Origin of the sequence: Litorimonas taeanensis (assembly GCF_003634015.1) — a bacterium.
GTDB classification, from domain to species: Bacteria; Pseudomonadota; Alphaproteobacteria; order Caulobacterales; family Maricaulaceae; genus Litorimonas; species Litorimonas taeanensis.
The window spans coordinates 999,865-1,022,379 of sequence record NZ_RBII01000001.1; the positions used below are offsets into that span (position 1 = coordinate 999,865).

The 22,515-nt window shown below is 46.1% G+C and carries 19 protein-coding genes; 2 read left to right on the top strand and 17 right to left on the bottom strand.

What is annotated here, in order from left to right; genetic code table 11:
• The first annotated feature begins 78 nt into the window (after positions 1-78).
• Together gltX and DES40_RS04705 are read left to right on the top strand one after the other, a co-directional pair.
• Positions 79-1,479: a glutamate--tRNA ligase gene (gene gltX, locus DES40_RS04700; protein ID WP_121099382.1), complete on the top strand. Its 1,401-nt coding sequence runs from the start codon at positions 79-81 to the stop codon at positions 1,477-1,479.
• Positions 1,480-1,493: 14 nt separating this feature from the next.
• Positions 1,494-2,795, top strand: a complete 1,302-nt coding sequence (locus DES40_RS04705) for a citrate synthase (RefSeq protein WP_121099383.1) — start codon at positions 1,494-1,496, stop codon at positions 2,793-2,795.
• A gap of 30 nt (positions 2,796-2,825) precedes the next feature.
• Here the strand turns inward: DES40_RS04705 and lpxB are convergent, their stop codons facing one another.
• From lpxB to dnaE, 17 genes are all read right to left on the bottom strand, one after another.
• Positions 2,826-3,980, bottom strand: coding sequence for a lipid-A-disaccharide synthase (gene lpxB, locus DES40_RS04710; protein ID WP_121099384.1), 1,155 nt, complete (start codon positions 3,978-3,980; stop codon positions 2,826-2,828).
• Positions 3,980-4,822 carry an LpxI family protein gene (locus DES40_RS04715; RefSeq protein ID WP_233345425.1) on the bottom strand — a complete coding sequence of 281 codons (843 nt, stop codon included), beginning with the start codon at positions 4,820-4,822 and terminating at the stop codon, positions 3,980-3,982. Before DES40_RS04715 ends, lpxB begins: the two co-directional genes overlap by 1 nt.
• Positions 4,823-4,825: 3 nt before the next feature.
• On the bottom strand, positions 4,826-5,611 hold the full coding sequence (gene lpxA, locus DES40_RS04720; protein ID WP_121099386.1) for an acyl-ACP--UDP-N-acetylglucosamine O-acyltransferase: 786 nt from the start codon (positions 5,609-5,611) through the stop codon (positions 4,826-4,828).
• 9 nt (positions 5,612-5,620) lie between these two features.
• Positions 5,621-6,076, bottom strand: a complete 456-nt coding sequence (fabZ, locus tag DES40_RS04725; protein ID WP_121099387.1) for a 3-hydroxyacyl-ACP dehydratase FabZ — start codon at positions 6,074-6,076, stop codon at positions 5,621-5,623.
• Complete coding sequence (gene lpxD / locus DES40_RS04730; protein ID WP_121099388.1) at positions 6,073-7,074, bottom strand: UDP-3-O-(3-hydroxymyristoyl)glucosamine N-acyltransferase; 1,002 nt, start codon at positions 7,072-7,074, stop codon at positions 6,073-6,075. The genes fabZ and lpxD overlap by 4 nt, the downstream gene beginning before the upstream one ends.
• Before the next feature lie 60 nt (positions 7,075-7,134).
• Complete coding sequence (locus DES40_RS04735; protein WP_121099389.1) at positions 7,135-7,704, bottom strand: OmpH family outer membrane protein; 570 nt, start codon at positions 7,702-7,704, stop codon at positions 7,135-7,137.
• 2 nt (positions 7,705-7,706) lie between these two features.
• Positions 7,707-10,268, bottom strand: coding sequence for an outer membrane protein assembly factor BamA (gene bamA / locus DES40_RS04740; RefSeq protein WP_121100426.1), 2,562 nt, complete (start codon positions 10,266-10,268; stop codon positions 7,707-7,709).
• 12 nt (positions 10,269-10,280) lie between these two features.
• A complete protein-coding gene (locus DES40_RS04745; protein WP_121099390.1) occupies positions 10,281-11,474 on the bottom strand; it encodes a M50 family metallopeptidase in 1,194 nt (397 codons plus the stop codon).
• Positions 11,475-11,558: 84 nt separating this feature from the next.
• The gene (locus DES40_RS04750; RefSeq protein WP_121099391.1) at positions 11,559-12,731 is read right to left on the bottom strand and encodes a 1-deoxy-D-xylulose-5-phosphate reductoisomerase; all 1,173 of its coding nucleotides are present in this window, start codon (positions 12,729-12,731) and stop codon (positions 11,559-11,561) included.
• Positions 12,732-12,741: 10 nt separating this feature from the next.
• On the bottom strand, positions 12,742-13,578 hold the full coding sequence (locus tag DES40_RS04755) for a phosphatidate cytidylyltransferase (protein ID WP_121099392.1): 837 nt from the start codon (positions 13,576-13,578) through the stop codon (positions 12,742-12,744).
• 3 nt (positions 13,579-13,581) lie between these two features.
• Positions 13,582-14,310, bottom strand: a complete 729-nt coding sequence (locus DES40_RS04760) for an isoprenyl transferase (RefSeq protein WP_233345427.1) — start codon at positions 14,308-14,310, stop codon at positions 13,582-13,584.
• A gap of 3 nt (positions 14,311-14,313) precedes the next feature.
• Positions 14,314-14,871, bottom strand: coding sequence for a ribosome recycling factor (frr, locus tag DES40_RS04765; RefSeq protein ID WP_121099393.1), 558 nt, complete (start codon positions 14,869-14,871; stop codon positions 14,314-14,316).
• Between the two features lie 46 nt (positions 14,872-14,917).
• Positions 14,918-15,634 carry a UMP kinase gene (pyrH, locus tag DES40_RS04770; protein WP_121099394.1) on the bottom strand — a complete coding sequence of 239 codons (717 nt, stop codon included), beginning with the start codon at positions 15,632-15,634 and terminating at the stop codon, positions 14,918-14,920.
• 100 nt (positions 15,635-15,734) lie between these two features.
• The gene (gene tsf, locus DES40_RS04775) at positions 15,735-16,658 is read right to left on the bottom strand and encodes a translation elongation factor Ts (protein WP_121099395.1); all 924 of its coding nucleotides are present in this window, start codon (positions 16,656-16,658) and stop codon (positions 15,735-15,737) included.
• Between the two features lie 84 nt (positions 16,659-16,742).
• A complete protein-coding gene (gene rpsB / locus DES40_RS04780; RefSeq protein WP_121099396.1) occupies positions 16,743-17,636 on the bottom strand; it encodes a 30S ribosomal protein S2 in 894 nt (297 codons plus the stop codon).
• Positions 17,637-17,867: 231 nt separating this feature from the next.
• Positions 17,868-18,884, bottom strand: coding sequence for a bifunctional lysylphosphatidylglycerol flippase/synthetase MprF (locus DES40_RS04785; protein WP_121099397.1), 1,017 nt, complete (start codon positions 18,882-18,884; stop codon positions 17,868-17,870).
• A 51-nt stretch (positions 18,885-18,935) separates the two neighbouring features.
• Positions 18,936-22,394 (bottom strand): DNA polymerase III subunit alpha, encoded by a 3,459-nt coding sequence (gene dnaE, locus DES40_RS04790; RefSeq protein ID WP_121100430.1) that lies wholly within the window; start codon positions 22,392-22,394, stop codon positions 18,936-18,938.
• Between the last annotated feature and the right edge of the window lie 121 nt (positions 22,395-22,515).

The following is a 22,515-nucleotide window of genomic DNA, read 5'->3' on the forward strand; positions in this document are numbered from 1 at the left end:
TCTCCAGGGCTATTGAAAGCCTGTATGTTATGAAATAGACCGCGCACAACCCGAATAGTTTACGGGGTGGAATGTATTATGACGACCCAAAAAATAATCACACGATTTGCACCATCTCCAACGGGGTACCTTCATATTGGAGGGGCTAGAACAGCGCTTTTCAATTATTACTTTGCAAAACATGTGGGTGGAGAGTTTCACCTTCGCATTGAGGATACTGATAAAGCCCGTTCAACTGAGGCTGCAACGCAAGCTATCATTGATGGCCTTGCATGGCTTGGCCTTACTTATGACGGCGAAATCATCTTCCAGAGTCAACGTGCCGATGCCCATATCGCTGCGGCTAATGCTCTATTGGATGCTGGGCTCGCATATCGCTGTCCCTTAGAAGGTGACGCCTTAGATGCTGAACGAGAGAAATGCCGTGAAGCCGGACAAGCCTTCAGATCGTCATATCGCGACCAAAATCATAGCACTGGCGCTATCCGTTTTCGTGTACCTGAGGGGCAGACCTCTCTTACAGACCATGTCCAAGGTAATATCACATGGGAAAATACCGAGCTGGACGACCTTGTGCTTTTAAGAGCGGATGGGACGCCCACCTATATGCTCGCCGTTGTAGTAGACGACCATGATATGGGCGTTACCCATGTTATTCGTGGAGACGATCATTTAATCAATGCCGCTCGTCAGCAACAAATATATGCCGCATTAGGTTGGAATATTCCTCAGTGGGCACATGTGCCCCTTATTCACGGCCCAGATGGAAAAAAACTTTCAAAAAGACACGGCGCCCTCGGTGTCGAAGCTTATCGTGATATGGGTTACCTTCCATCAGGTCTTAGAAACTATCTTGTAAAATTGGGGTGGGCCCACGGAGATGATGAGCTGTTCTTTGACGATCAGGCCATAAGTGACGTTTTTGAATTGGATGGGATAAACGCCTCTCCTGCCCGTCTTGATTTTGACAAGATGGATTTCATTAATGGACAACATATCGTGCATACGGATGATAAGGTTATCCTTGGTCGTCTTCTCGACTATTTATCGCCTAATGAGATAAGCGAACAAAAGTTGAAGCGTTTATCAGCCGCTATGGCAACACTAAAACCTCGTTCAAAAACCCTCAAAGAAATGGTTGAACAAGCTGACTACCTTTTGGTTGACCGCCCTTTAACCCTAGAAGGAAAAACAGCCAAACCTTTACGTCGAGACGGCGTAATTGAACTACTAACGGCTTTGACTTTACAGCTTAAAGCCTTAGAAAGCGGAGCATGGAGCGCGGAGACAATCCAGCGCCTTCTAACAGATTTTGCGGCTGAAAACGACATCGGGTTTGGCCGGATTGGACAACCTGTTCGCGCAGCGCTGACAGGTGGACGCCCATCCCCTGATTTATCAGAGGTTTTGGCGCTCCTTGGGAAAGACGAATGTCTGGGCAGACTGACTGACTGCCTTGATGTTCTTTCAGATAACTAAAAAGCGAGAGAAGCATGGAAAATAAGATTACTCAGAGCGGTACAGCCACAATAACCGTGGACGGCCAATCCTTTGAACTCCCCGTTATGAAGGGTTCCATGGGCGCACCTGGTATCGACGTGCGCGCACTTCACAAAATGTCAGGACATTTCACGTTTGACCCTGGCTACACATCCACTTGTTCAACAGAAAGCCAAATTACTTTCATCGATGGTGGTAAAGGGCAGTTACTATATCGCGGATATGATATCGAATCACTGGCTGAAAACTCAACGTTCTTGGAGGTCGCTTACCTTCTAATTAACGGTGAATTGCCTAATAAAGCTGAAAACGCGAAATTTACAAACACGATTACTCAACATACAATGTTGCATGATCAGATTGAGAGCTTCTTCCACGGCTTCCGCCGCGATGCTCACCCTATGGCAATGATGTGTGGTACGGTCGGGGCGCTTTCTGGTTTTTATCATGATGATTCACACACAACCGTTGACGATGCTCGTAACATGGCGATGCATCGCTTGATCGCGAAAATCCCTACAATTGCAGCCCGTGCTTATAAATACTCCATCGGCCAACCACACGTTTATCCTGACAACTCTCTAAATTACGCTGAAAACTTCTTAAATATGTGTTTTTCTGTTCCTGCAGAAAAATATAAAATCAGCCCTACCATAGCACGCGCGATGGATAAGATTTTTATCTTACACGCAGATCACGAACAGAATGCGTCAACGTCCACAGTTCGCCTTGCTGGTTCTTCGGGTGCAAACCCTTATGCCTGTATCGCAGCGGGTATTGCCTGTCTCTGGGGACCCTCACATGGCGGAGCGAACGAAGCGTGCTTAAACATGCTTCAAGAAATTGGCACTGTGGATCGTATCCCTGAGTTCATTGCTCGCGCAAAAGACAAATCAGATCCATTCCGTCTGATGGGCTTTGGCCATCGAGTTTATAAAAACTTCGACCCTCGCTCTCGTGTCATGCAAAAGGTTGCTCATGAAGTTCTCGAAGAACTCGACCTTAAGAATCCAATTTTGGACGTTGCTAAAGAACTCGAAAAAATCGCGCTAGAGGATGAGTATTTTGTTGCGAAGAAACTCTATCCAAATGTCGACTTCTACTCAGGGATCGTTCTATCGGCTCTTGGCTTCCCAACTTCAATGTTCACAGTTCTCTTCTCTTTGGCCCGTACAGTAGGTTGGATTTCACAGTGGAATGAAATGCTAGAAGATCCAAGCCAACGCATTGGCCGCCCAAGACAGCTTTATTCTGGTGCAACTGCCCGTGAATATGTACCTATGAACAAACGATAGAATATAAAATCGCCATATAGCGTATTTTATCTAATATAATTTCAAAGCCGTCAGAATTATTCTGGCGGCTTTTTCACTGGCTTTCTGACCACTCACCGCCCCCATTTTTCTGGTCTGATCAATTAGAGCTTCTGACGCTCTTTTTTGCGCGTCTTCATCTTGCAAATATTGAATCAAGGCTGTTGAGAGGTTGGAGCCATTCGCCTCGCTTTGTATATATTCAGGCATAAGCGGTTGCCCAGCGACTATATTCACAATTGAAATATAGTCAGGTTTAAACAGACGTTTGGCCACCCAATGCGTCAAGGCATTTAAGCGATACGCCACGACTGTCGGAACTCCAACACTGGCAAGCTGAGAAGTGACTGTCCCTGAACATGCCAAGGCCGCAGTAGAAGCTGCCATTGCCCCTAGCTTATCACTTTCACTGACAAAAATAAAATCGTGGCTATTGCCAAAGGCCTCTACTCGGCTTTTCACGTCTTGGGCTATAGATTTTGAAAGCGGCGCGACAAAAGCCAATTCTGGATATTCAAAGCGCAAAGCCGTTACAGTCGCACAAAATATAGAGGTAAGTTGTTCAGCCTCCGATAGGCGGCTACCGAACCAGATAGAAACAATGGGTCGATCATCTAGATTATGCTTCGTCCGAAATATCTCAGAACTTCCAACGGAATAATCCATATCAAAAATAGGATTCCCGACATAGTGAGTTTCCAACCCCTCCGCCTCGAAATACGGCGCATCCATGGGCTGTATGCTGAGGAGTAAATCAACGTGCTTTGCTAATATTTTCGCACGCCCTGCCCGCATCGCCCAAACTTGAGGTGCAACAAATTTAATGATTTTGCCTTCATACCCCTGAGCTCTGAGACGTTTTGCAACGCGCACCATAAAGCCCCAACTATCGATCAAAACCACCGCTTCTGCGCCGCTCTTCATAATTTCATTGGCGCAGGCTGTCACTCTTTGCATAATCATAGGGTAATGTTTCAACCCTTCAACGAAGCCTAAAATGGAAAGCCCGGATATATCCATCAAGGATGGAATGCCTTCGCGCTGCATAGCCTGGCCACCAATGCCAAGGATTTTCATTTTCGGGCGTGCCTCAGTCAGTGATCTTACTAGTTTCGCTCCTAGCTCATCACCAGAGGCTTCTGCGGCAACTATGAAAATAGACACCATTAGCTCTCAAGTTTGGCAGGTAGCCCAAGTATAAAAAGGCCATTTGCATTAGCAAAATCAATCGTCGCAGCCTTATCAAGAAAAAAGGCTCCTCCTGCTTCGGCAACAACTCCCGCGAGTCCTGCATTTGCTGCGTGTTGAAGTGTCTTTAAACCGATTACAGGTAAATCTATGCGGGTGTCTTGGGTGGGCTTCACCATTTTCGCCAAAACACCAACTCTGTTCGCCGCAGAGCCTCGCAAGGCTTGAGGTAACGTCGCCACCCTTAGAAGCATTGCATCCGTGCCTTCTTGTGCCTCTACGGCCAATGTCACTCCCCGCGCAACAACGGCCCCTTGCCCAATATCCAGCGCGCCAATTGATTGCGCTATGTGGCAGGCCGAAAGAGCATCCGCTCTATGAATGTCATTGAGACTTATATCACCAAGTGTGCCCTCAGGCATAAGTAAAGGCGCACACACGTCTTGAGGAGAAACATATTGAAAGCCTTCTTTTTCGAAAAGACCTAATAAGTGACGAAGCAAAGCGTCATCGCCTTTGCTCGCGGCTTTGATAGTACCCGGCAAATAGAACATGGCTTTAAGGTCTGGTTTAATTTTTGAGAAGTCTGGCCGATCGACATTCCCGCAAAAACAAACATGTGTTACCTCCTCCTTCTTTAAGTATTTCACAATACGTCCAAACTCTCCCACGCGATAGGATTTAGCATTTGGGTAATCCGAGAGGTTAGCAAACCCTTCTAAGGCAATTATTGATTTTAACTGCGAATTTTCTCGTGCTGCCGCAACAACATGTTTGGGGAGATCGCCCCGTCCAGCAATAACAGCGAGCTTCATCATCATTCCTTATTGCGGCAAACAAATTGCACGATCTTTTTGTGTGCGGATAAATTCAATAATTTCTTGCACCAGAACATGGTCTCTATAAATCGCTTGTGCGTCGTCCAGACGCTCCACAAATGTCCCTTCCGCAGCGAACATCAATCGGTACGCGGACCTTAACTGCCGAATTTGCTCTTTTGTAAACCCTCGGCGACGTAATCCAACGACATTTAATCCCGCCATATGCGCCACATTACCCATTACAAACCCATAAGGAATAACATCCCGCGTGACTGTCGCCATACCGCCGATAAAAGCATAATTTCCAATTCGTGTATGTTGATGGATAGCGCACAAACCGCCCAAAACAACATAATCACCAATTGTTACGTTACCGCCAATTTGCGCCCCATTAGATACAACAACATGGTTTCCCATTTGACCTTCATGCGCGAGGTGAGTGCCAACCATAAAATAACAGTCATTGCCAATTCGGGTTTCTGGCTTACCTGTGTCTGTTCCAGGGTGAATGTTTACATTTTCACGGAAAACACACCGCTCACCTATCGTGATCCAAACATCTCCGCCCTTATGTTTGAAATCTTGAGGCGGGTGTCCCATGGATACAAATGGGTAGAGAATACAATCCTTACCAATCGTCGTTTTACCCGACAAGCTAACGTGACTAACGAGAGTAACATTATCTTTTAGCGTAACCTGTTCACCGACAATACAAAAAGGACCAATAGAAACATTCTGGCCGAGCTGTGCCTCGGGATGAACAATAGCCGTTTCATGAATTTCAGACATTACTCCCCCTTAGGCCTCGGCATTAAAGGTCATTTGAGTTGCAGAAAATTGAAGCTGAGCGGCAAGGGATTCTCCCACAAAAGCCTCCCCTGAGAATTTATAAAACCCTCGGCGGCTACGTTCTATTTTAGCTTTAATCAACAGCGTTTCCCCAGGATATACGGGCTTTCTAAATTTGGCCTGCTCCACCCCAGAGAAAGCGATAAAGCTGCCAGCCTCTAATCCCTTAGACAAAGAGACAATCAACGCACCTGCTTGGGCTACTGTTTCAATTATCATAACGCCTGGCAATATCGGCAGGTCTGGGAAATGCCCCTTAAAATAAGCCGCCTCGGCTTTGATATCAGATTCCGCAACAATTGAAGTTTCATCAGCATAAATGACACGATCAATAAATAACATTGGGTCACGATGCGGAAGAAAACGCTCGATTGTGTATTTATCAAGAGGGTATTTCAACGTCATTTACTATTCCGTTCCGGCCGTTTTCCCATTTTTCGAGTAGCGCTTACCATGCGCATATACTCTCTCATAGGCAATGCAGGCATACCGCCCCACACTTCGCCTTTGGGAATATCATTCATAACACCAGAACCAGCTGCAATACGAGCCCCATCACCCACCTTAATGTGGTCAGCTAAACCTACAGACCCGCCCATTTGTACATTATCACCAATGACGCAACTTCCAGATATACCGACTCTCCCAGCCATCATAGTGCCCTTACCGATACGTACATTATGAGCAATCTGCACTAAATTGTCGATTTTAACATCATCTCCCAAAATTGTATCGCCGAGTTGCCCGCGGTCTATACAGCTTTGCGACCCTATGCTTACCCTATCTCCAATGATGACGCGCCCTAAATGTGGTAAATCAACATACCCTTGCTCATCCTTCGCGACACCAAACCCAGCCCCACCAATGACGGCATTCGGTTTTATTCGGCAGTTTTGGCCCACAATACAGAATGACAGTGAAACATGGGCGCCAATGACAGTTCCCGCACCGATTTCCACACCATCACCAATAACTGTATAGGGCCCTATTTTTGTACCCTTCCCAATCTTAGCTCCTGCTCCGATTATGGCGCTTGGGTGAATTTCAGTCTCTTCAGAGATATCAGATTGCGCATTAAAAGATGTCTGTAGAACTAAAGTCTCACACAGCCGAGCAAAATGTGCGCGAGGAGTATGACTGATTATTGGGAGTATACCCTGCTGACTAACCTTCGGCGCTAAGGATTTAGTAACAATACAAGCTGTGGCTTTTGAACAATCTATTTGCCCTACGAGACGCTTGTTCTCTAAAAACACAATATCACCCGAAATAGCTTCAGCGAGAGTGTTGGGTCGATTTATAATTACATCGTAAAAATGAGGATCTAAATCAACATTTAGGCCTTGTATAAGAGCCGATAGCGACATCGGCTCGTTAAGTGTATAAAAGCGAGGGTCAATCATAGAATTCTCTAAATCACCCTCTCATATATATAGTTATGCTTTACCAAATAGCGGGCAAAGTTATTTAGCGGGCAAACGCTCTCTTACAACAGGCGTTGTAGTCATCTGTTGATTTAGACGACTAAGCACGGTTTGCGTTACATCAGAAGCCGCTGAAAGGTCTAAGACCTGTCCACGATCAAGAATAACAGAAGCGTTACGTTCCGCTCTAACAGCTTTCACAATTTCTGAAAATTTCTTCATTACAGGCACAATAGCTTTTTGACGTGTAATTTGCATTTCTTGGCTGATTTTAGCGTACTCTTCTTTGAACTTCTGCTCATCCTTAAGCAATTGCTCTAACTGGCTTTTGAAGGCAGCGTTCTGCATTAATTGTTGCTGTGTTTGTGTACCATACTGTGTCTGTAGGTTTTTACGCTTGTTTTGAACAGAAGTGAGCTTCGTTTGAACTTCAGAAGAAGCCGTTTTTTCAATCGACGCGATTTGTTGACCAACATACTTGCCAACTTTAGAATCACTGATCACTTTTTGTGAATCAACGACGAGGACTGTTTGCGCCATTGCGGCACTTGATAGACAGAGTGCAGCAGCAAAACCGAGCGCGATAAGACGCGTTACTTTATTAAACATAATTAGAACCTTGTACGGGTTGTGAATTGGAAGGACTCACGACGGTCATAGTCATACTGTCGGAGTGGTTTCGTGAAATCGAAGCGAATAGGGCCGAATGGACTCTCCCAGAACACACTGGCACCAAGCATGGCCCGTATGTCCAAGTTATCAATGCTACGCTGACAGATAACAAGGGTATCAGGATTCCCATCATCAACAACATTGCTACAGCTTTCTCCGTTTTCTAAGCCAGTCACATTTTGAGTTTGTATGAGGTCAACTTTAAAGTCGTCATCCAAAAGCCCAACAGTACCAGCTTCGATAAATAGACTACCTAATAAACTAGGTACTCCAAGAGGAAAACTCACCTCAGTTGAAGCAAGACCAAACGCATTACCACCCAAAGCATTAAGGCGAGCGCTTCGATCACCTAGACCCGACGCAATCAATTCGGCAGAGGTCGCCACCTCACCTGTTTCACCGTTCACAAATACATTTCGTGGGCCGATACCAGCATTATCATAACCACGGAAATCAAAGTTCCCTTTAAAATAACGGTCATTAATTGTGACGGGATCACCGCCCCAACCGCGGATATAACCACCAGCCAGTGTTGCACTGGCAATAACATTTTTGAAGAGGCCTTTATAGACGTTCGCCCTCACATCAGTACGAAGATACTTTACGTCGCCGCCAACACCGGCAACATCCTGTGAAAAACGAAAATCAAAACCGCCTGTCGGTGTGATTGGGTCATTTCGGCGATCCCATCCAAAGGTGTAACCCACAATTGAAGATAAACGACCGCCAGCCTGCTCACAGAGTGACAAAAGGTTGGTATCATTAGTCGTAGAACCTTGCGCTAATGACGCCTCCAGAGCCGCACACTGCCCTTGCTCCGGGAACTCAATATCCTCTTGTCGAAGTGAATATCGCGTCGTCAATGATGTGTACTCGGTCAAAGGGAAGGCCAAAGTGACCTGACCACCTGTTCTTGACTGACGGAAACCCGCTTCATCAAGATAATCAATTGTGACGTCAAAAAGCTCTACACCCGCAGCTAAATTTCGCCCTAAGAATCGAGGCTCAGTGAACCGCAAATCGATTTCACGGCGATTTGATGACGCTCGGATTACAAAACGCAATAATTGCCCGCGCCCACGAAGATTTCGTTGCGTGATAGACAAATCAACAAGGAAGGCATCAGCAGAAGAGAAGCCAGCTGAAAAGCTAAGCTCTCCCGTTGGTTGCTCTTTAACTTTGACTTCAACAACAGCGCGGTCAGGTGTTGACCCTTGTGTTTCTGTGATTTCAACATCCTCAAAGAAACGAAGTGCTCTCACGCGGTTTCTTGAACGATCCAACAGGATCCGGTTAAAGGCATCCCCTTCAACAAGCTCTAACTCACGGCGAATGACATAATCAAGCGTTGTCGTATTTCCGACAATATCAATGCGTTCAATATAAACACGAGGCCCTTCAACAACATTAAAAACCAAATCGACAGTTTTCGTTTCACGGTTCCTCTTAATATCGGGTTGAATGTCTACGAAAGCATAGCCTGTCGTACCCGCCGCAAAGTTCAGAGTGTCAATAGCATCCTCAACTTGGCTCGCATTATAGATTGTTCCCTCTCGTATCCTAAGGATTCGCTCTAGGAAGCCCGCATCCAGTTCATCAAGCTCTGTTTCAACTGAAACCTCACCCCACTTATACTCCTCGCCTTCGTCCAAGGTGAATGTGATATAAAAGTCTTCTTGGTCAGGCGTTAGTTCGGCAACCGCAGAGACCACTCTGAAGTCAGCAAAACCGCGGTTCGTGTAAAATGTACGCAATTGCTCACGGTCATACTCTAGACGACCTGGGTCATAATTATCATTTGAACTAAAGAATTTGTACCAGACTGATTCTGCCGTAACAATTTCCTTGCGAAGACGACGGTCCGGGTACTCAGCATTCCCAATGAAGTTAATTCGCTGAACGCCCGTCACAGGGCCCTCAGTAATTTCAAAAATCAAATCTACACGATTTTGAGGCTGCTGTACGACTTTTGGAGATACCGTAGCTGCAAAACGTCCTGACTGGCGATATAGCTCAATAATACGCTGAACATCTTCTTGAACACTAGAACGCGTAAAGATTGAACGGGGTTCGGCCTCAACCTCATCCGTAATTTTATCGGTCTTTAGTGATTTATTACCTTCAAAAATAACGCGGTTAATAATTGGGTTTTCGATAACTTGGATAAGTACATTGCCATCACGAGGATCTATAGCAACATCGGCAAATAACCCTGTCGCATAGAGGGTCTTAATCGATGTATCGATACGCGTTTCGCTATATGGATCACCAGGAGCGATAAGCAAATAAGAAGCGACCGTATTCGCTTCCACGCGCTGATTACCTTGAACTTGAATAGACCGTATAATGGTGGGCGCTACAGCAGCTGGAGCCTCCGTACTTTCCTGCGCTAAGGCATGAAAAGAAAATAATATACTAGAAAAAATCAGGGCAATAGCCGCCAATACGGATCGGGTTGTCCAATTTAGTTCAATACGGGAATGTCTCGCGGAAGCGTGCATGAATACGTCCATTTAGGAAAAAATGCTACTAACGTAGCCAATATCATTAATCGTGAGGGCGACAAATAAAGTTAGCAGTAAAGCAAACCCAATTTTGAACCCAAACTCCTGTTTTTCTTGACTTAGCGGACGACCCGCTACGGCTTCATAAGCGTAGTAGACCAAATGTCCACCGTCCAAGACGGGAATAGGCATTAAATTTGCGACACCCAAGCCAATAGATATCGCAGCAGCAAGCTGAATAAGACGCAGTGCCATCTCTTGCATCCGTTTAACAAAGGGAGCATCGGCATTTGCGGCATCCACCGCAGACTTCCCTGTAATCGTAGCTATTTTAACAACACTACCTAATTGTTGGCCGTTTTCTTTACCCTGAAAGATTCGTCCGACATAAGTACCTGTCATCGCCAGAGTAGACCCAAGACGACCAACCCCGTACCCCAAAGCTTCTATGGGGTTATATTCAATATGGATAAGTTCGCTTTGCGAATCCAATCCAACACCTAGCCGACCGGCTGAAGCTTTACCGCCAACAAAGTCACGTTCTTCAACCCGTTTTGGTGCAACAACCAATTCTAAGATTTCGCCATTACGTTCGACTTGAGTTTTGATGTCAGTATCACTTTTCAACACCACATAGCTTTTTAACGCGGTGAAACGCGAGACATCATGCCCATCCATTGTCAGAATTTTATCGCCGGGCAATATACCAGCCTCAGCGGCGGCGCTATTTTGCTCCACACTACTAATTACAGATGTGCGGTCATAAGACCCCATCGCGAATGCTAATCCGGCGAAAATTAATATAGCCAATACGAAATTGGCGACAGGTCCAGCCAAGACCACAAGCGCCCTCTGCCACACAGGACGGAAATGAAAGATATTCTCTACCCCCTCACCGCCTTCCTGTTCGACTTTGGCTTTCAGTTCGGCAAGAGCTTGGGCATCAGGATTGCTCGCCCCGGTCGCGTCTCCTGTAAATTTGACATATCCACCAAGCGGTATTTGGGCAATCATCCATTCAGTGCCACTTTTCGCTTTCCATTTCGCAATTGGCTTACCAAACCCAATCGAAAACCTATCGACTGAAATCCCGAAAAAACGGCCAACACTATAGTGACCCAATTCGTGAAAAAATACGAGGAAAGACAAAACAAGCAGAAAACTGCTCGCAAAAATCAAGATATCAATAAGACCTGAAATCATGGCTTTGCGACTCTATCCCTCTTATTCGAATCTTGCCCTGCGTGTGCGCAGGCTTGTTCTAAAGGGTTTGCCCGTTTTTTTCCGCTATAACAAGTTTACAATATGCTCATGTGCAGTCTGTCTGGCTAATGCATCTGTCGCGAGAATTGCGTCTATTGACATATCCGCCTGAGCAAAGCCTTCGCTTCGACTTAATGTATTGAGCACTTGTTCTACAATTTGCGATATCTGAATAAACTCAACCTTTTCAGAGAGAAAGGCCTCAACAGCGATTTCATTCGCTGCATTCAATATGTTTGGAGCTCTCCCCCCTGCTTCCAATGCTTCACGAGCTAATCGTAAGGCAGGAAAACAGACCAAGTCGGGTTCAAAAAATGTCAGCTCGCTTAATTTTGTGAAATTTAAGCGTTCAACAGGCGCTTCAACTCGGGCGGGCCACCCCATAGCATATGCGATAGGCGTCCGCATATCAGGGGAGCCCAGCTGTGCAAGAACTGACCCATCAATATACTCTACCATAGAATGTATGATAGATTGGGGGTGTACAATCACATCAATATCGGCAGATGGACGATTGAATAAATAACTCGCCTCAATCAATTCCAGCCCTTTATTCATTAAAGTCGCAGAATCAATGCTGATTTTCTCGCCCATTTCCCATATTGGATGAGCCAAAGCGTCCTTCCGTGTCACAGCTTTTAAGCATTCAGCTGTCTTCTCTCTAAAGGGTCCACCGCTTGCTGTTAAAATCAAACGTCGTATGCCCTTCGGGTCTTCTTCTAACACCTGAAAAATCGCGTTATGTTCGCTATCAACAGGCAATAAAACAGTTCCGTGCCGCTTCACTTCAGCCATAAAATGATCGCCCGCACAGACAAGGCATTCTTTATTGGCGAGGCCTACATGATTGCCTTGCCTAACTGCGGCCAAAGTCGGCTCTAATCCTGCAGCCCCCATTATCGCCGCCATTGTAAAGTCTGCCTGAACCGATGCGGCGTCGACCAGCGCTTCAGGCCCTATGCCAATATCTATTCTTGTCCCAGCCAAAGCCGCCTTCAATATTTGGGATTGGGAACTATCGGCCAAGGCAACATATTCTGCATCAAAAGCAATAGCCTGCTCTGCCAGCTTCTTAGCGCTCGTATTCGCCGTTAATGCGGCAACTTTATATGTACCCTCAGGCGCACGAGAAATTATATCGAGTGTATTCTCTCCAATCGACCCCGTTGAGCCCAACACAGAAATTCGTTTTGTCATCGTAGCGTGCTTATAAAGGCCAAGCGGCAGGGAAAAGCCAAATTATCAGCGTAAAGCCAACCGCAGCCATCATTAAACTGTCGAATCTATCAAGCAATCCGCCATGACCAGGAATCAAATCCCCCGTATCCTTGACTTGCAACTTGCGTTTCAATCCACTCTCAAGCAAATCGCCGGCAACGCTAAGCAATACAACAGGAATACCCATAAGCACACCATGCCAGAAAGAAGAAAATTCAAAATTAGTCACTATGCCGCCAATAATAATAGCAAATATTAATCCACTAAAAAAGCCTGACCAGGTTTTGTTTGGCGACAGTTTTGGAGATAATTTAGGGCCTTGAAAATAGCTTCCCCCGAAATAGGCGCCTACATCAGCCGCAACGACGATAAGAATAATATATAGAAGAGTTTGAAAACCAGCCGTGTCAAACCCAACAGCGTTGCCCCGAAGCCCAATAATTGTAAGCCCAGGAATTAAAATATACAAAAGCCCTAGCCCGGCCCAAAGGCCACCACCGCGGCGCATCCGATCTGCCAATCCCAAAATGGCTGCAATGATAACGGTTAATCCCGCATACACCCATAAACCTTGGACGGCGTAAATGCCGCCTATCGCCATAGCTAATACAGGGAATAAATAAGCAATACGCGTCGGGTTTTTATCCGACATTCTGACCCACTCATAGCTCATTCGCGCTGAAAATAAGACGACGAAAGCGGCCCAAAGCCAGCCGCCGAAATAAAATGGCGCGACGCATATTAAAAACAAAATAAGAGCAGACGCGAATCTTACACCTAAATTCTTCCAAGGCTTTCGCGGAGCTGGAGTGGTTTCAGCGTCCATGACTTAAGCGACTTCTGACGAGGTTAAACGGCCGAACCGACGGTCTCGCTTTTGAAACTCCTCAATAGAGCTTTGCAAGTCTTCACGATTAAAATCCGGCCAGAGAACATCAGTGAAGACGAATTCTGAATATGCCGCTTGCCATAGTAAAAAGTTACTAATCCGTTTTTCACCGCTTGTGCGAATAACAAGATCTGGTTCAGGGAGACCAGCCGTATCCAAATATTGGTTGATAACCGCTTCAGATAATGAATCTGGAGAATGCCCAGCTGCGAGGGCTTTTTTTGTTGCTCTTAAAAGCTCATCTCGGCCGCCATAATTAAAGGCAATATTTAAGCTGAATTTTGTATTGGCTCGCGTCGTTGTTTCAACGCGGTCAATGAGTTCAATCAGATCTGGCTTTAAACCCTCACGAGAGCCTAAAATCCGAATGCACACACCCCGGCCATGTAATGTCTCCAAATCCTGCTCAACATACTCTCTTAAGAGTGTAAATAACGCAGCGATTTCAGCCTTTGGGCGCGACCAATTTTCGGTTGAAAAACTGTATAGGGTTAAACATTTAACGCCCATATTCGACGCATCCTCTACGACACGACGCACAGTTTTCACGCCGGCCCTGTGTCCAAAAACACGGGGCCGGTGTCGTGCCTGCGCCCAACGCCCATTTCCATCCATGATAATGGCAATATGCGCAGGAAAACGCTCAGAATATGAAGTCGATAATGACAAACGTTAAACCTGCATAATCTCTTCAGACTTCAGACCCAAAATACGGTCTATTTCTGCAATCACGCTATCTGTCGCCTTTTGCACATCTGTACTATGGGCCTTTTCTTCGTCTTCTGAAATTTCAGACGCCTTTTCTAATTTCTTTAATGTGTCCATAGCATCACGGCGCACATTACGAACGGCAATTTTAGCATTCTCAGCATATTGGCCCGCTACTTTTGCAAGATCACGGCGACGTTCCTCAGTTAATGGTGGCATAGGAATGCGCAAAGTTTGACCATCCGTAACAGGGTTTATGCCAAGAGAACTTTGACGCAACGCCTTTTCAACAGCCGCTACCATTGTCTTGTCCCATACGCTAACTAACAACATACGGGATTCAGGGACGCTGACTGAACCGATTTGATTTAATGGCATCTCAGAACCATAGGCATTGACAGTTACATTATCGAGCAATGCCGCATTAGCGCGCCCCGTCCGTAAACCACCAAATTCCGTACGAAGCGCTGTAACGGCCCCGTCCATTCTTTTGCGAAAGTCCGCAATGTTAAAATCCGCCATATGGCTACTCCAATTTCTTTACGCTTAAACCCAATTCAAGACTAAATTAGGTTTGAATTGTGGTGCAAGTCCCTTTTCCTGACATAACTTTGTCAAAACCACCCGTCTCATGCAATGAAAACACTATAATGGGGATGTTATTCTCTCTCATCAAGGTAACAGCCGCCGCATCCATGACTTTCAAATCATCTGTAAGAACTTTTTGGTAATTTAGAGTGTCATAACGCTTAGCGTTCGGGTTTTTGTTTGGATCGCTATCATAAACACCATCAACCTGAGTGCCTTTCAATAAGGCTCCACATTCCATTTCTGCAGCACGCAGGGCCGCTGTTGTGTCTGTTGTAAAATAGGGGCTCCCCGTGCCAGCCGCAAAAATCACGACCCGACCTTTTTCCATATGGCGAACAGCCCGGCGACGAATATAAGGTTCACAAACTGTTTGCATGGGAATGGCGGACTGTACGCGAGTATCAACCCCTTGCTGCTCAAGCGCACTTTGCATAGCCAAGGCGTTCATTACAGTCGCTAACATACCCATATAATCCGCTGTGGCGCGTTCAATACCCCCAGCTGCGGCACTAAGACCTCGGAAAATATTGCCCGCCCCTATGACAAGAGCAATTTGCAAACCTTTTGCATGCGCTTCGGCGACTTCTTTGGCAATACGTGCCGTCATCTTGGTATCGATGCCGTACTCTTGGTCACCCATCAGGGCTTCGCCTGATATTTTTAATAAAACGCGATCATACTTATATTCAGACATAAAAAAACCCTGCCAGCCCTCAGTCAAAATGACTCGGTCTGACAGGGTTATAGCGTCTAACTTTTACGATACCAGAAATTACTATCGTAAAATGAAGTGCTTAAGAGCCAGCAACTGCGGCTGCGACTTCCGCGGCAAAATCTTCGTCTTTTTTCTCAATGCCATCGCCAACGCCCATACGCACGTAAGATGTCATTTTGATATCTGTACCAAGCGCTTTTGCTTCGTCAGCAATAACTTGCTCGATTGAACGCTCACCATCCATAACAAAGATTTGTGTCATCAAAACAGACTCTTTGAAGAATTTGACCATGCGTCCTTCAACCATTTTATCAACGATAGCTTCAGGCTTACCAGACTCAAGCGCTTCGGCTTTCAAAGCCGCGCGTTCTTTTGCTACCAAATCCTGGTCCAAATCATCAACAGTCAAAGAAAGTGGGTTAGTCGCAGCAATATGCATTGCAATCTTTTTACCCAGCTCTTCAAGCTTTGCGACATCGCCAGTTGATTCAAGCGCAACAAGCACACCGATTTTACCCATGTTTTCAGCCGCTGCATTGTGGATGTATCCAGCAACGACGCCGTTCTCAACGCTTAGGCGCTGCATACGACGGAAAGTCATGTTCTCGCCAATTTTACCAACGAGTGTTGCGAAATACTCCGTTACAGTTTCGCCTGTAGACGTTTTTGTTTCCGCCAATTCTTCCGAACTGTTCACAGTAACAGCCAAACCTGCGACTTCTTTCACAGCCGTTTGGAAGCCTTCATTGCGTGCCACAAAGTCTGTTTCAGAGTTAACTTCGACAACAGCACCTGTTTTAGGCGCAAGCGCAACAGCAACAAGACCTTCAGCCGCAACACGGCCAGCTTTCTTATCAGCTTTAGCAATACCTTTCGTCCGCAACCAATCGATTGCCGCTTCCATATCACCATTTGTTTCGTTCAATGCTTTTTTGCAATCCATCATCCCCGCGGATGTTTGATCGCGCAGGCTTTTCACCATAGCAGCAGTAATTTGAGCCATCTCGGTCTCCTATTTTCCGTAATTAAGGCCTAAGTCTCGCGCCTACATAAGAGGCGCAGAGACTATTTAAAGGTTAGATTGCGATTAAGACGCATCTTTCGCGGCAATCTCTTCAGCTTTTGCTTCTGGAGATGTCGGAACGTCAGCTTCTTGCTCTGGCGTTGCAGGCGCGGCAGATGTTGCTTCAGCAGCAGGTGCTTCGACAGCTTCAGGAGCCATCTGAAGTGCGAGTTCTTCTGGATTTTCAGAAGCACCTAGGTCGGCACCAATAGCGGCAGCCGCTGTAGTCATACCATCAAGAACGGCATCAGCCATTAGCTCACAGTAAAGCTGAATTGCACGTGCGGCATCATCATTACCAGGAATCGGCATATCAGCAGATGCTGGATCAGAGTTTGAATCAAGAACAGCAATAACAGGGATACCTAAGCGGCGAGCTTCTAAAATTGCGATACCTTCTTTGTTTGTATCGATAACAAACATTAGGTCAGGCTTGCCGCCCATATCTTTAATTCCGCCGAGCGCTTTTTCTAATTTTTCCATCTCACGAGCGAGCTTTAGGTTTTCTTTCTTTGTCAAACCTGTTTCAGCATCCGCACCTTCGTCACCTAATAGAGCTTCAAGCTCTTTCAAACGTGCGATAGATTTAGTCACTGTTTGCCAGTTTGTAAGCATGCCGCCGAGCCAACGGTGATTGACATAATACTGAGCACAACGTTTTGCGGCTTGTGCCACTGGGTCAGAAGCTGCACGTTTTGTACCAACGAATAGAACACGACCACCTTTTGCAGCAACGTCGCGCGTCTCTTTAAGCGCTTGGTGAAGCAAAGGCACAGTTTGTGACAGATCTAGAATATGAATGTTTGAACGGGCACCAAAAATATAAGGTGCCATTTTTGGGTTCCAGCGATGTGTCTGGTGACCAAAGTGAACACCAGCTTCGAGTAGCTGACGCATTGAAAATTCAGGTAGGGCCATGGATATCTCCTTGTTCCGGTTGACCAAGTATAGGGTGTGAAGTTCTTCGACCATCGAAGCGCTCACCGGAATGGATGGAAGGCTATATGCCAGACACCCGCCCCTATACGCGAATTAATGCGCGCCGTTTAGCGTGGTTTATAAATTTTGCAAGGAAAAAACTGCGTTTCGCCAGTTCACTTGATAACATCTTGGATAAAACATCAGTCCATAGTCCAAATTCAAGAGAAGTTAAGGACGCCGAAAAATCCCCTTTAGGCTTCCCGCAGATAAAAGCGCCAAGTTTTTTAGAGCACGCGGCATATGAAGTTGGCTTGGAGCCATCAAATATACGGCCTCCCAATCGGGATTATATTTTTTCTTAAATCGCCTTATCCCCTGAAAACTGTAAAGCTTATCCCCGTGCTTGAAAGCAAAACGGCAAAGCGAAGACATAACGGAGCGGTGGTCTTCTTTATCAAGACCTGCAAGCGGGGCCATACCAAGGCTAAATGTCTTATACCCATTTTCACGGCCCCAGAGCATAGTCTCTACTAAAAGGAAATCGATGACCCCAGCCATAGAGTTTTCTAGGTAGCGCATTAAATCCAAAGACAGCTCGCTTCCATCCGCCGATGACCAAAGATTGGAAAAGGCTATAATCTCATCGGCCTTCATCGCGATAGCTATAGCTTTGTTTGATAGTACTTTGCGATCAAACCGCCCAAGGGAAAAACCTTTTTCGCGGCCTGATTGATGAGCAAGCCAATCCTTTGAAATGCTCTCCAATTTATCCATTTCGGGAGAATCCACTTCAGTTCTTATTATTTTAAATGAGACACCTTCTCTTACGGCTTTATTGCGAGCGTGGCGATGTTTTGCATTGTCTTTGCCTTCCAAGCTAAAACTCTCAAGCGCGACTAAGGCCATTTCGCCAATCTTCTGAGATTTTAATTTAGTCTGAGAAAACCGCTCTAAATGCCGTTCTCTTACAGCATAAAAGGCAGGTGAATATTTTGACGCGCGCGCCAAGCTTAGAAATTGCGCTATCAATTCTTCGGATTCGCTTTTTTGCCCTATAGGCGCACCAAGGGCGATCCAATTACGCCCTTTTACGCCGTACATTATAAATGAGCGTTTACTTTCAGAAAATAGAAAGCGTTTATCCCCTGTAAGGGCTAATTGGCTTTCCGAAACAGAGCCAACCGATTGCGCGATAATGTCTATGACTATGTCATTTATATCTTCGGTAGGAATTGCAGATGTCATGATGAGAAGGTTACAGTCAATATGTGAAACCCTTATAAAGGGCGTGTCAGTTTAGGCCGCAATCTCTTTAATTATTTCAACAGATTGATTGGCTTTTATGGCCTTCTGAATTTTGGGGTCAACCCCCCATGCGCCGTGTAATTTCCAGCTTGCTTCTCGTTTATCATCTAATGGTGCAGTTATCTGTATATATCCTGAATTTTGATAAGGCGCGTTTTTGAGTTGGTCCAATAACTTTTCTAGCGCATCAAGCGTTTCTATACTCGCATTTCGAAGACGGATATCTAATCCCACAATTTTGGTTTCCGGTGGTTTTGCATTAAAAGGTGTTATCCCTTCAGCAAACAAGCGCACCTCGCCATCACCGCCCTCAGCTTTTGCTTTTATTTGAATAAGGTTGCCGGGCGTAAGATAATCACGATTAGGCATGAGTACTTTTTCCGTAAACAAAACCTCATACTCCCCCGTAGGGTCTGATAAGGCAACGAAAGCAAATTTCTTTCCGCGTTTTGATAGGCGTTCCTGCTTACGCAAAACCACGCCGGCTAAATTCATTTTACATTCTTTACCGCTGCGCGCGTATTTTTCATCAATATCTATGGCTTGGGTACATTTATCCAAAGCACCTTTCTTTGCGTGCTCATCCAAAGGATGACCGCCAAGATAAAAACCTACAGCTGATAGTTCATTGTTTAATTGCTCTATTGACCCCCAACTTGGCGCATAACACAAATCTGGGTCTTCCATTTTTACACTATCACCAAATAGGCTCACCTGAGAGCTAGCACGTTCACGCGCCGCCAATGTGCCGATGTCTTGCAAAATACTCGCAGAAGCCATCACAGTGGCTCGGTTTGGTTCTAGACAATCAAAGGCGCCAGAGCGCGCGAGGTTTTCAATCGCCCGCTTGTTCACAAGCCGCATATCAACCCGGTGTGCAAAATCATAAAGGTCTTTGAATGGCCCGCCCTGCTCTCTCACACTCACCACATGGCGCATAGCATCCACGCCAACATTTTTCAGAGCGCCTAAAGCATAAAGCACCTTACCGTCTGCAACGTCAAAATCAGCCATTGATTGATTGACGCAAGGCGAGACGATTTCAATGCCCATGCGATTGCCTTCTTGATAAAATTGCGCGAGTTTTTCAACATTAGCAATATCGAGCGACATAATCGCAGCGATAAATTCAACAGGATACAGCGCCTTCAAATAGGCTGTCTGAAATGAAATCATCGCATAAGCCGCCGCATGGGATTTGTTAAATCCATAGCCCGCAAATTCATTGACCAATTCAAATATTTCACCCGCGAGGCGCCCGTCGACATCGCGTTGAACTGCACCATCAATAAATTTTGATTTTTGACGGTCCATTTCCGCCTGATCTTTTTTACCCATGGCACGACGAAGTAAATCAGCATCGCCTAGAGTGAACCCAGACAGAACTTTGGCGATTTCCATCACCTGCTCTTGGTAAATAATAATCCCGTAAGTCTCTTTTAAAATAGGTTCGAGCTTTGGATGAGGGTAGGTAATCTCTTGCCGGCCAAATTTTCGGTCAACATAGTCCGGAATATTTTTCATCGGACCTGGTCGATAAAGCGAAATCAAGGCGGTTAACTCTTCGATCGAGCTTGGAGCCATTTTGCGTAAAACATCACGCATTCCAGAGCTTTCCAGCTGGAACACTCCAGCTGACAAAGCTTCTGATAATGGCGCATAGGCTTCCTTTGTATTCGTACTAACCTTTGAAAGGTCAAAAGACTTACCTTGCTTCGCCAAATATTTCATACAACGGTCAATGACCGTAAGTGTTTTTAGCCCAAGAAAATCAAACTTTACGAGCCCTGCTTTCTCAGCCCATTTCATCGTAAATTGGGTTGCGGGTACATCAGAACGAGGGTCGCGATAGAGCGGGACAAGCTGTTGCAAGGGGCGGTCCCCAATCACGACACCAGCCGCATGGGTTGAAGCATTTCGGTATAACCCTTCGAGCTGCAAGGCTGTATCAAGCAAATTACGTACAGCTGGCTCGGCTTTACGCGCCTCTTGGAGCGCGGGTTCCATATTAATGGCCTGCGCCAAAGTAACTGGGTTGGCCGGGTTTGAGGGTACAAGCTTAGCAAGGCGGTCTACCTGCCCCAAAGGCATTTGCATGACACGCCCAACATCTCTCACCACAGCGCGGGCTTGGAGCGTTCCAAATGTGATAATTTGCGCAACCTGCCCGTCCCCATATTTTCGGCGGACATAATCAATCACTTCACCCCGCCTTTCTTGGCAGAAATCGATATCGAAATCGGGCATGGAGACTCGCTCGGGATTCAAAAATCGCTCAAAAAGAAGCCCATATCGAAGTGGATCCAAATCCGTGATGGTAAGTGCCCAAGCCACAACAGAACCCGCACCAGACCCACGGCCGGGCCCGACAGGAATTCCCTGCTCTTTTGCCCATTGAATAAAATCCGCAACAATCAAAAAATAGCCCGGAAAACCCATATTCGCGATAATACCTAATTCGAAGTCTAACCGTTCGAAATACGCCTCTTCCGTCGCCGCGTTTTCTACTTCTAATAAACGCTGCCGGAGTCCGTCTTTGGCTTTTTGCGCAAGAATATCTGCTTCAGATAAAGAGCCATCGCCAAAATTAGGCAAGATGGGCTTGCGCTTCTCAGATCGATACGCACAACGCTGGGCAATAATAAGTGTGTTTTCAATCGCCTCAGGTAAATCTGCGAACAACTCTATCATTTGCTCTGGTGATTTCAGGTAATGATGTCCCGTCACTTTACGACGATTTTTCTCTAAAACGTAAGAACCTTCAGAAATCGCTAATAGCGCGTCATGCGCCTTATGCATTTCTGGATCAAGATAATAGGGTTCATTCGTGGCGACCAAAGGCAAACCCTTCTCATAGGCAAAATCAATGAGTACAGGTTCCGCCTTTTCCTCGGCCTCAGTATGATGGCGTTGGATTTCAACATAGAGACGATTAGGAAAAAGCGCTCTAAGGTTATCTAACCATTTCTCAGCCTCAGCCTTTCGGTCATCCACAATGAAACGATTCAAAACACCATCAGGCCCACCAGTCAATGCAATTACACCTTCGGTACGTCCTGCCAGCGCAGAGGCTTTCACATGTGGTACATCCGTTGGTTCCACGTCTAAAAAAGCCGAGGAAGAAAGCGCCATGAGATTCTCATAACCTTTCTCAGTTTGGGCCAGCAGAACTAATGTACCATCAGGATCGCGCCTTATTTGCCCGGGCTGTAACGGGAGGCCAATATCCATTGAGAGCGTTACGCCGATAATAGGCTGTAGGCCAAATCCGGCAAACGTGTCTGAAAATTCCAAAGCACCGCACATATTGTTAGTATCAGTGAGTGCTACTGCTGGAAAACGCCAGTCCGCACAACGTGCAGCAAGGGGCTTCATTTTAAGCGCGCCCTCTAACATTGAGTATGGGGAACGCGTTCGAAGAGGAACGTAATCAAGTCGTCGAACTGACATAGCCTCTCCTTTTGGCTGAATATTTAGACCAAAACTTAGCCGCCTAGTACCATCATCCACAGCGTCATCACGCCAACGAACCCTGCCAGAACTGCGCCAGAAAGCACATCCATTACGAGCT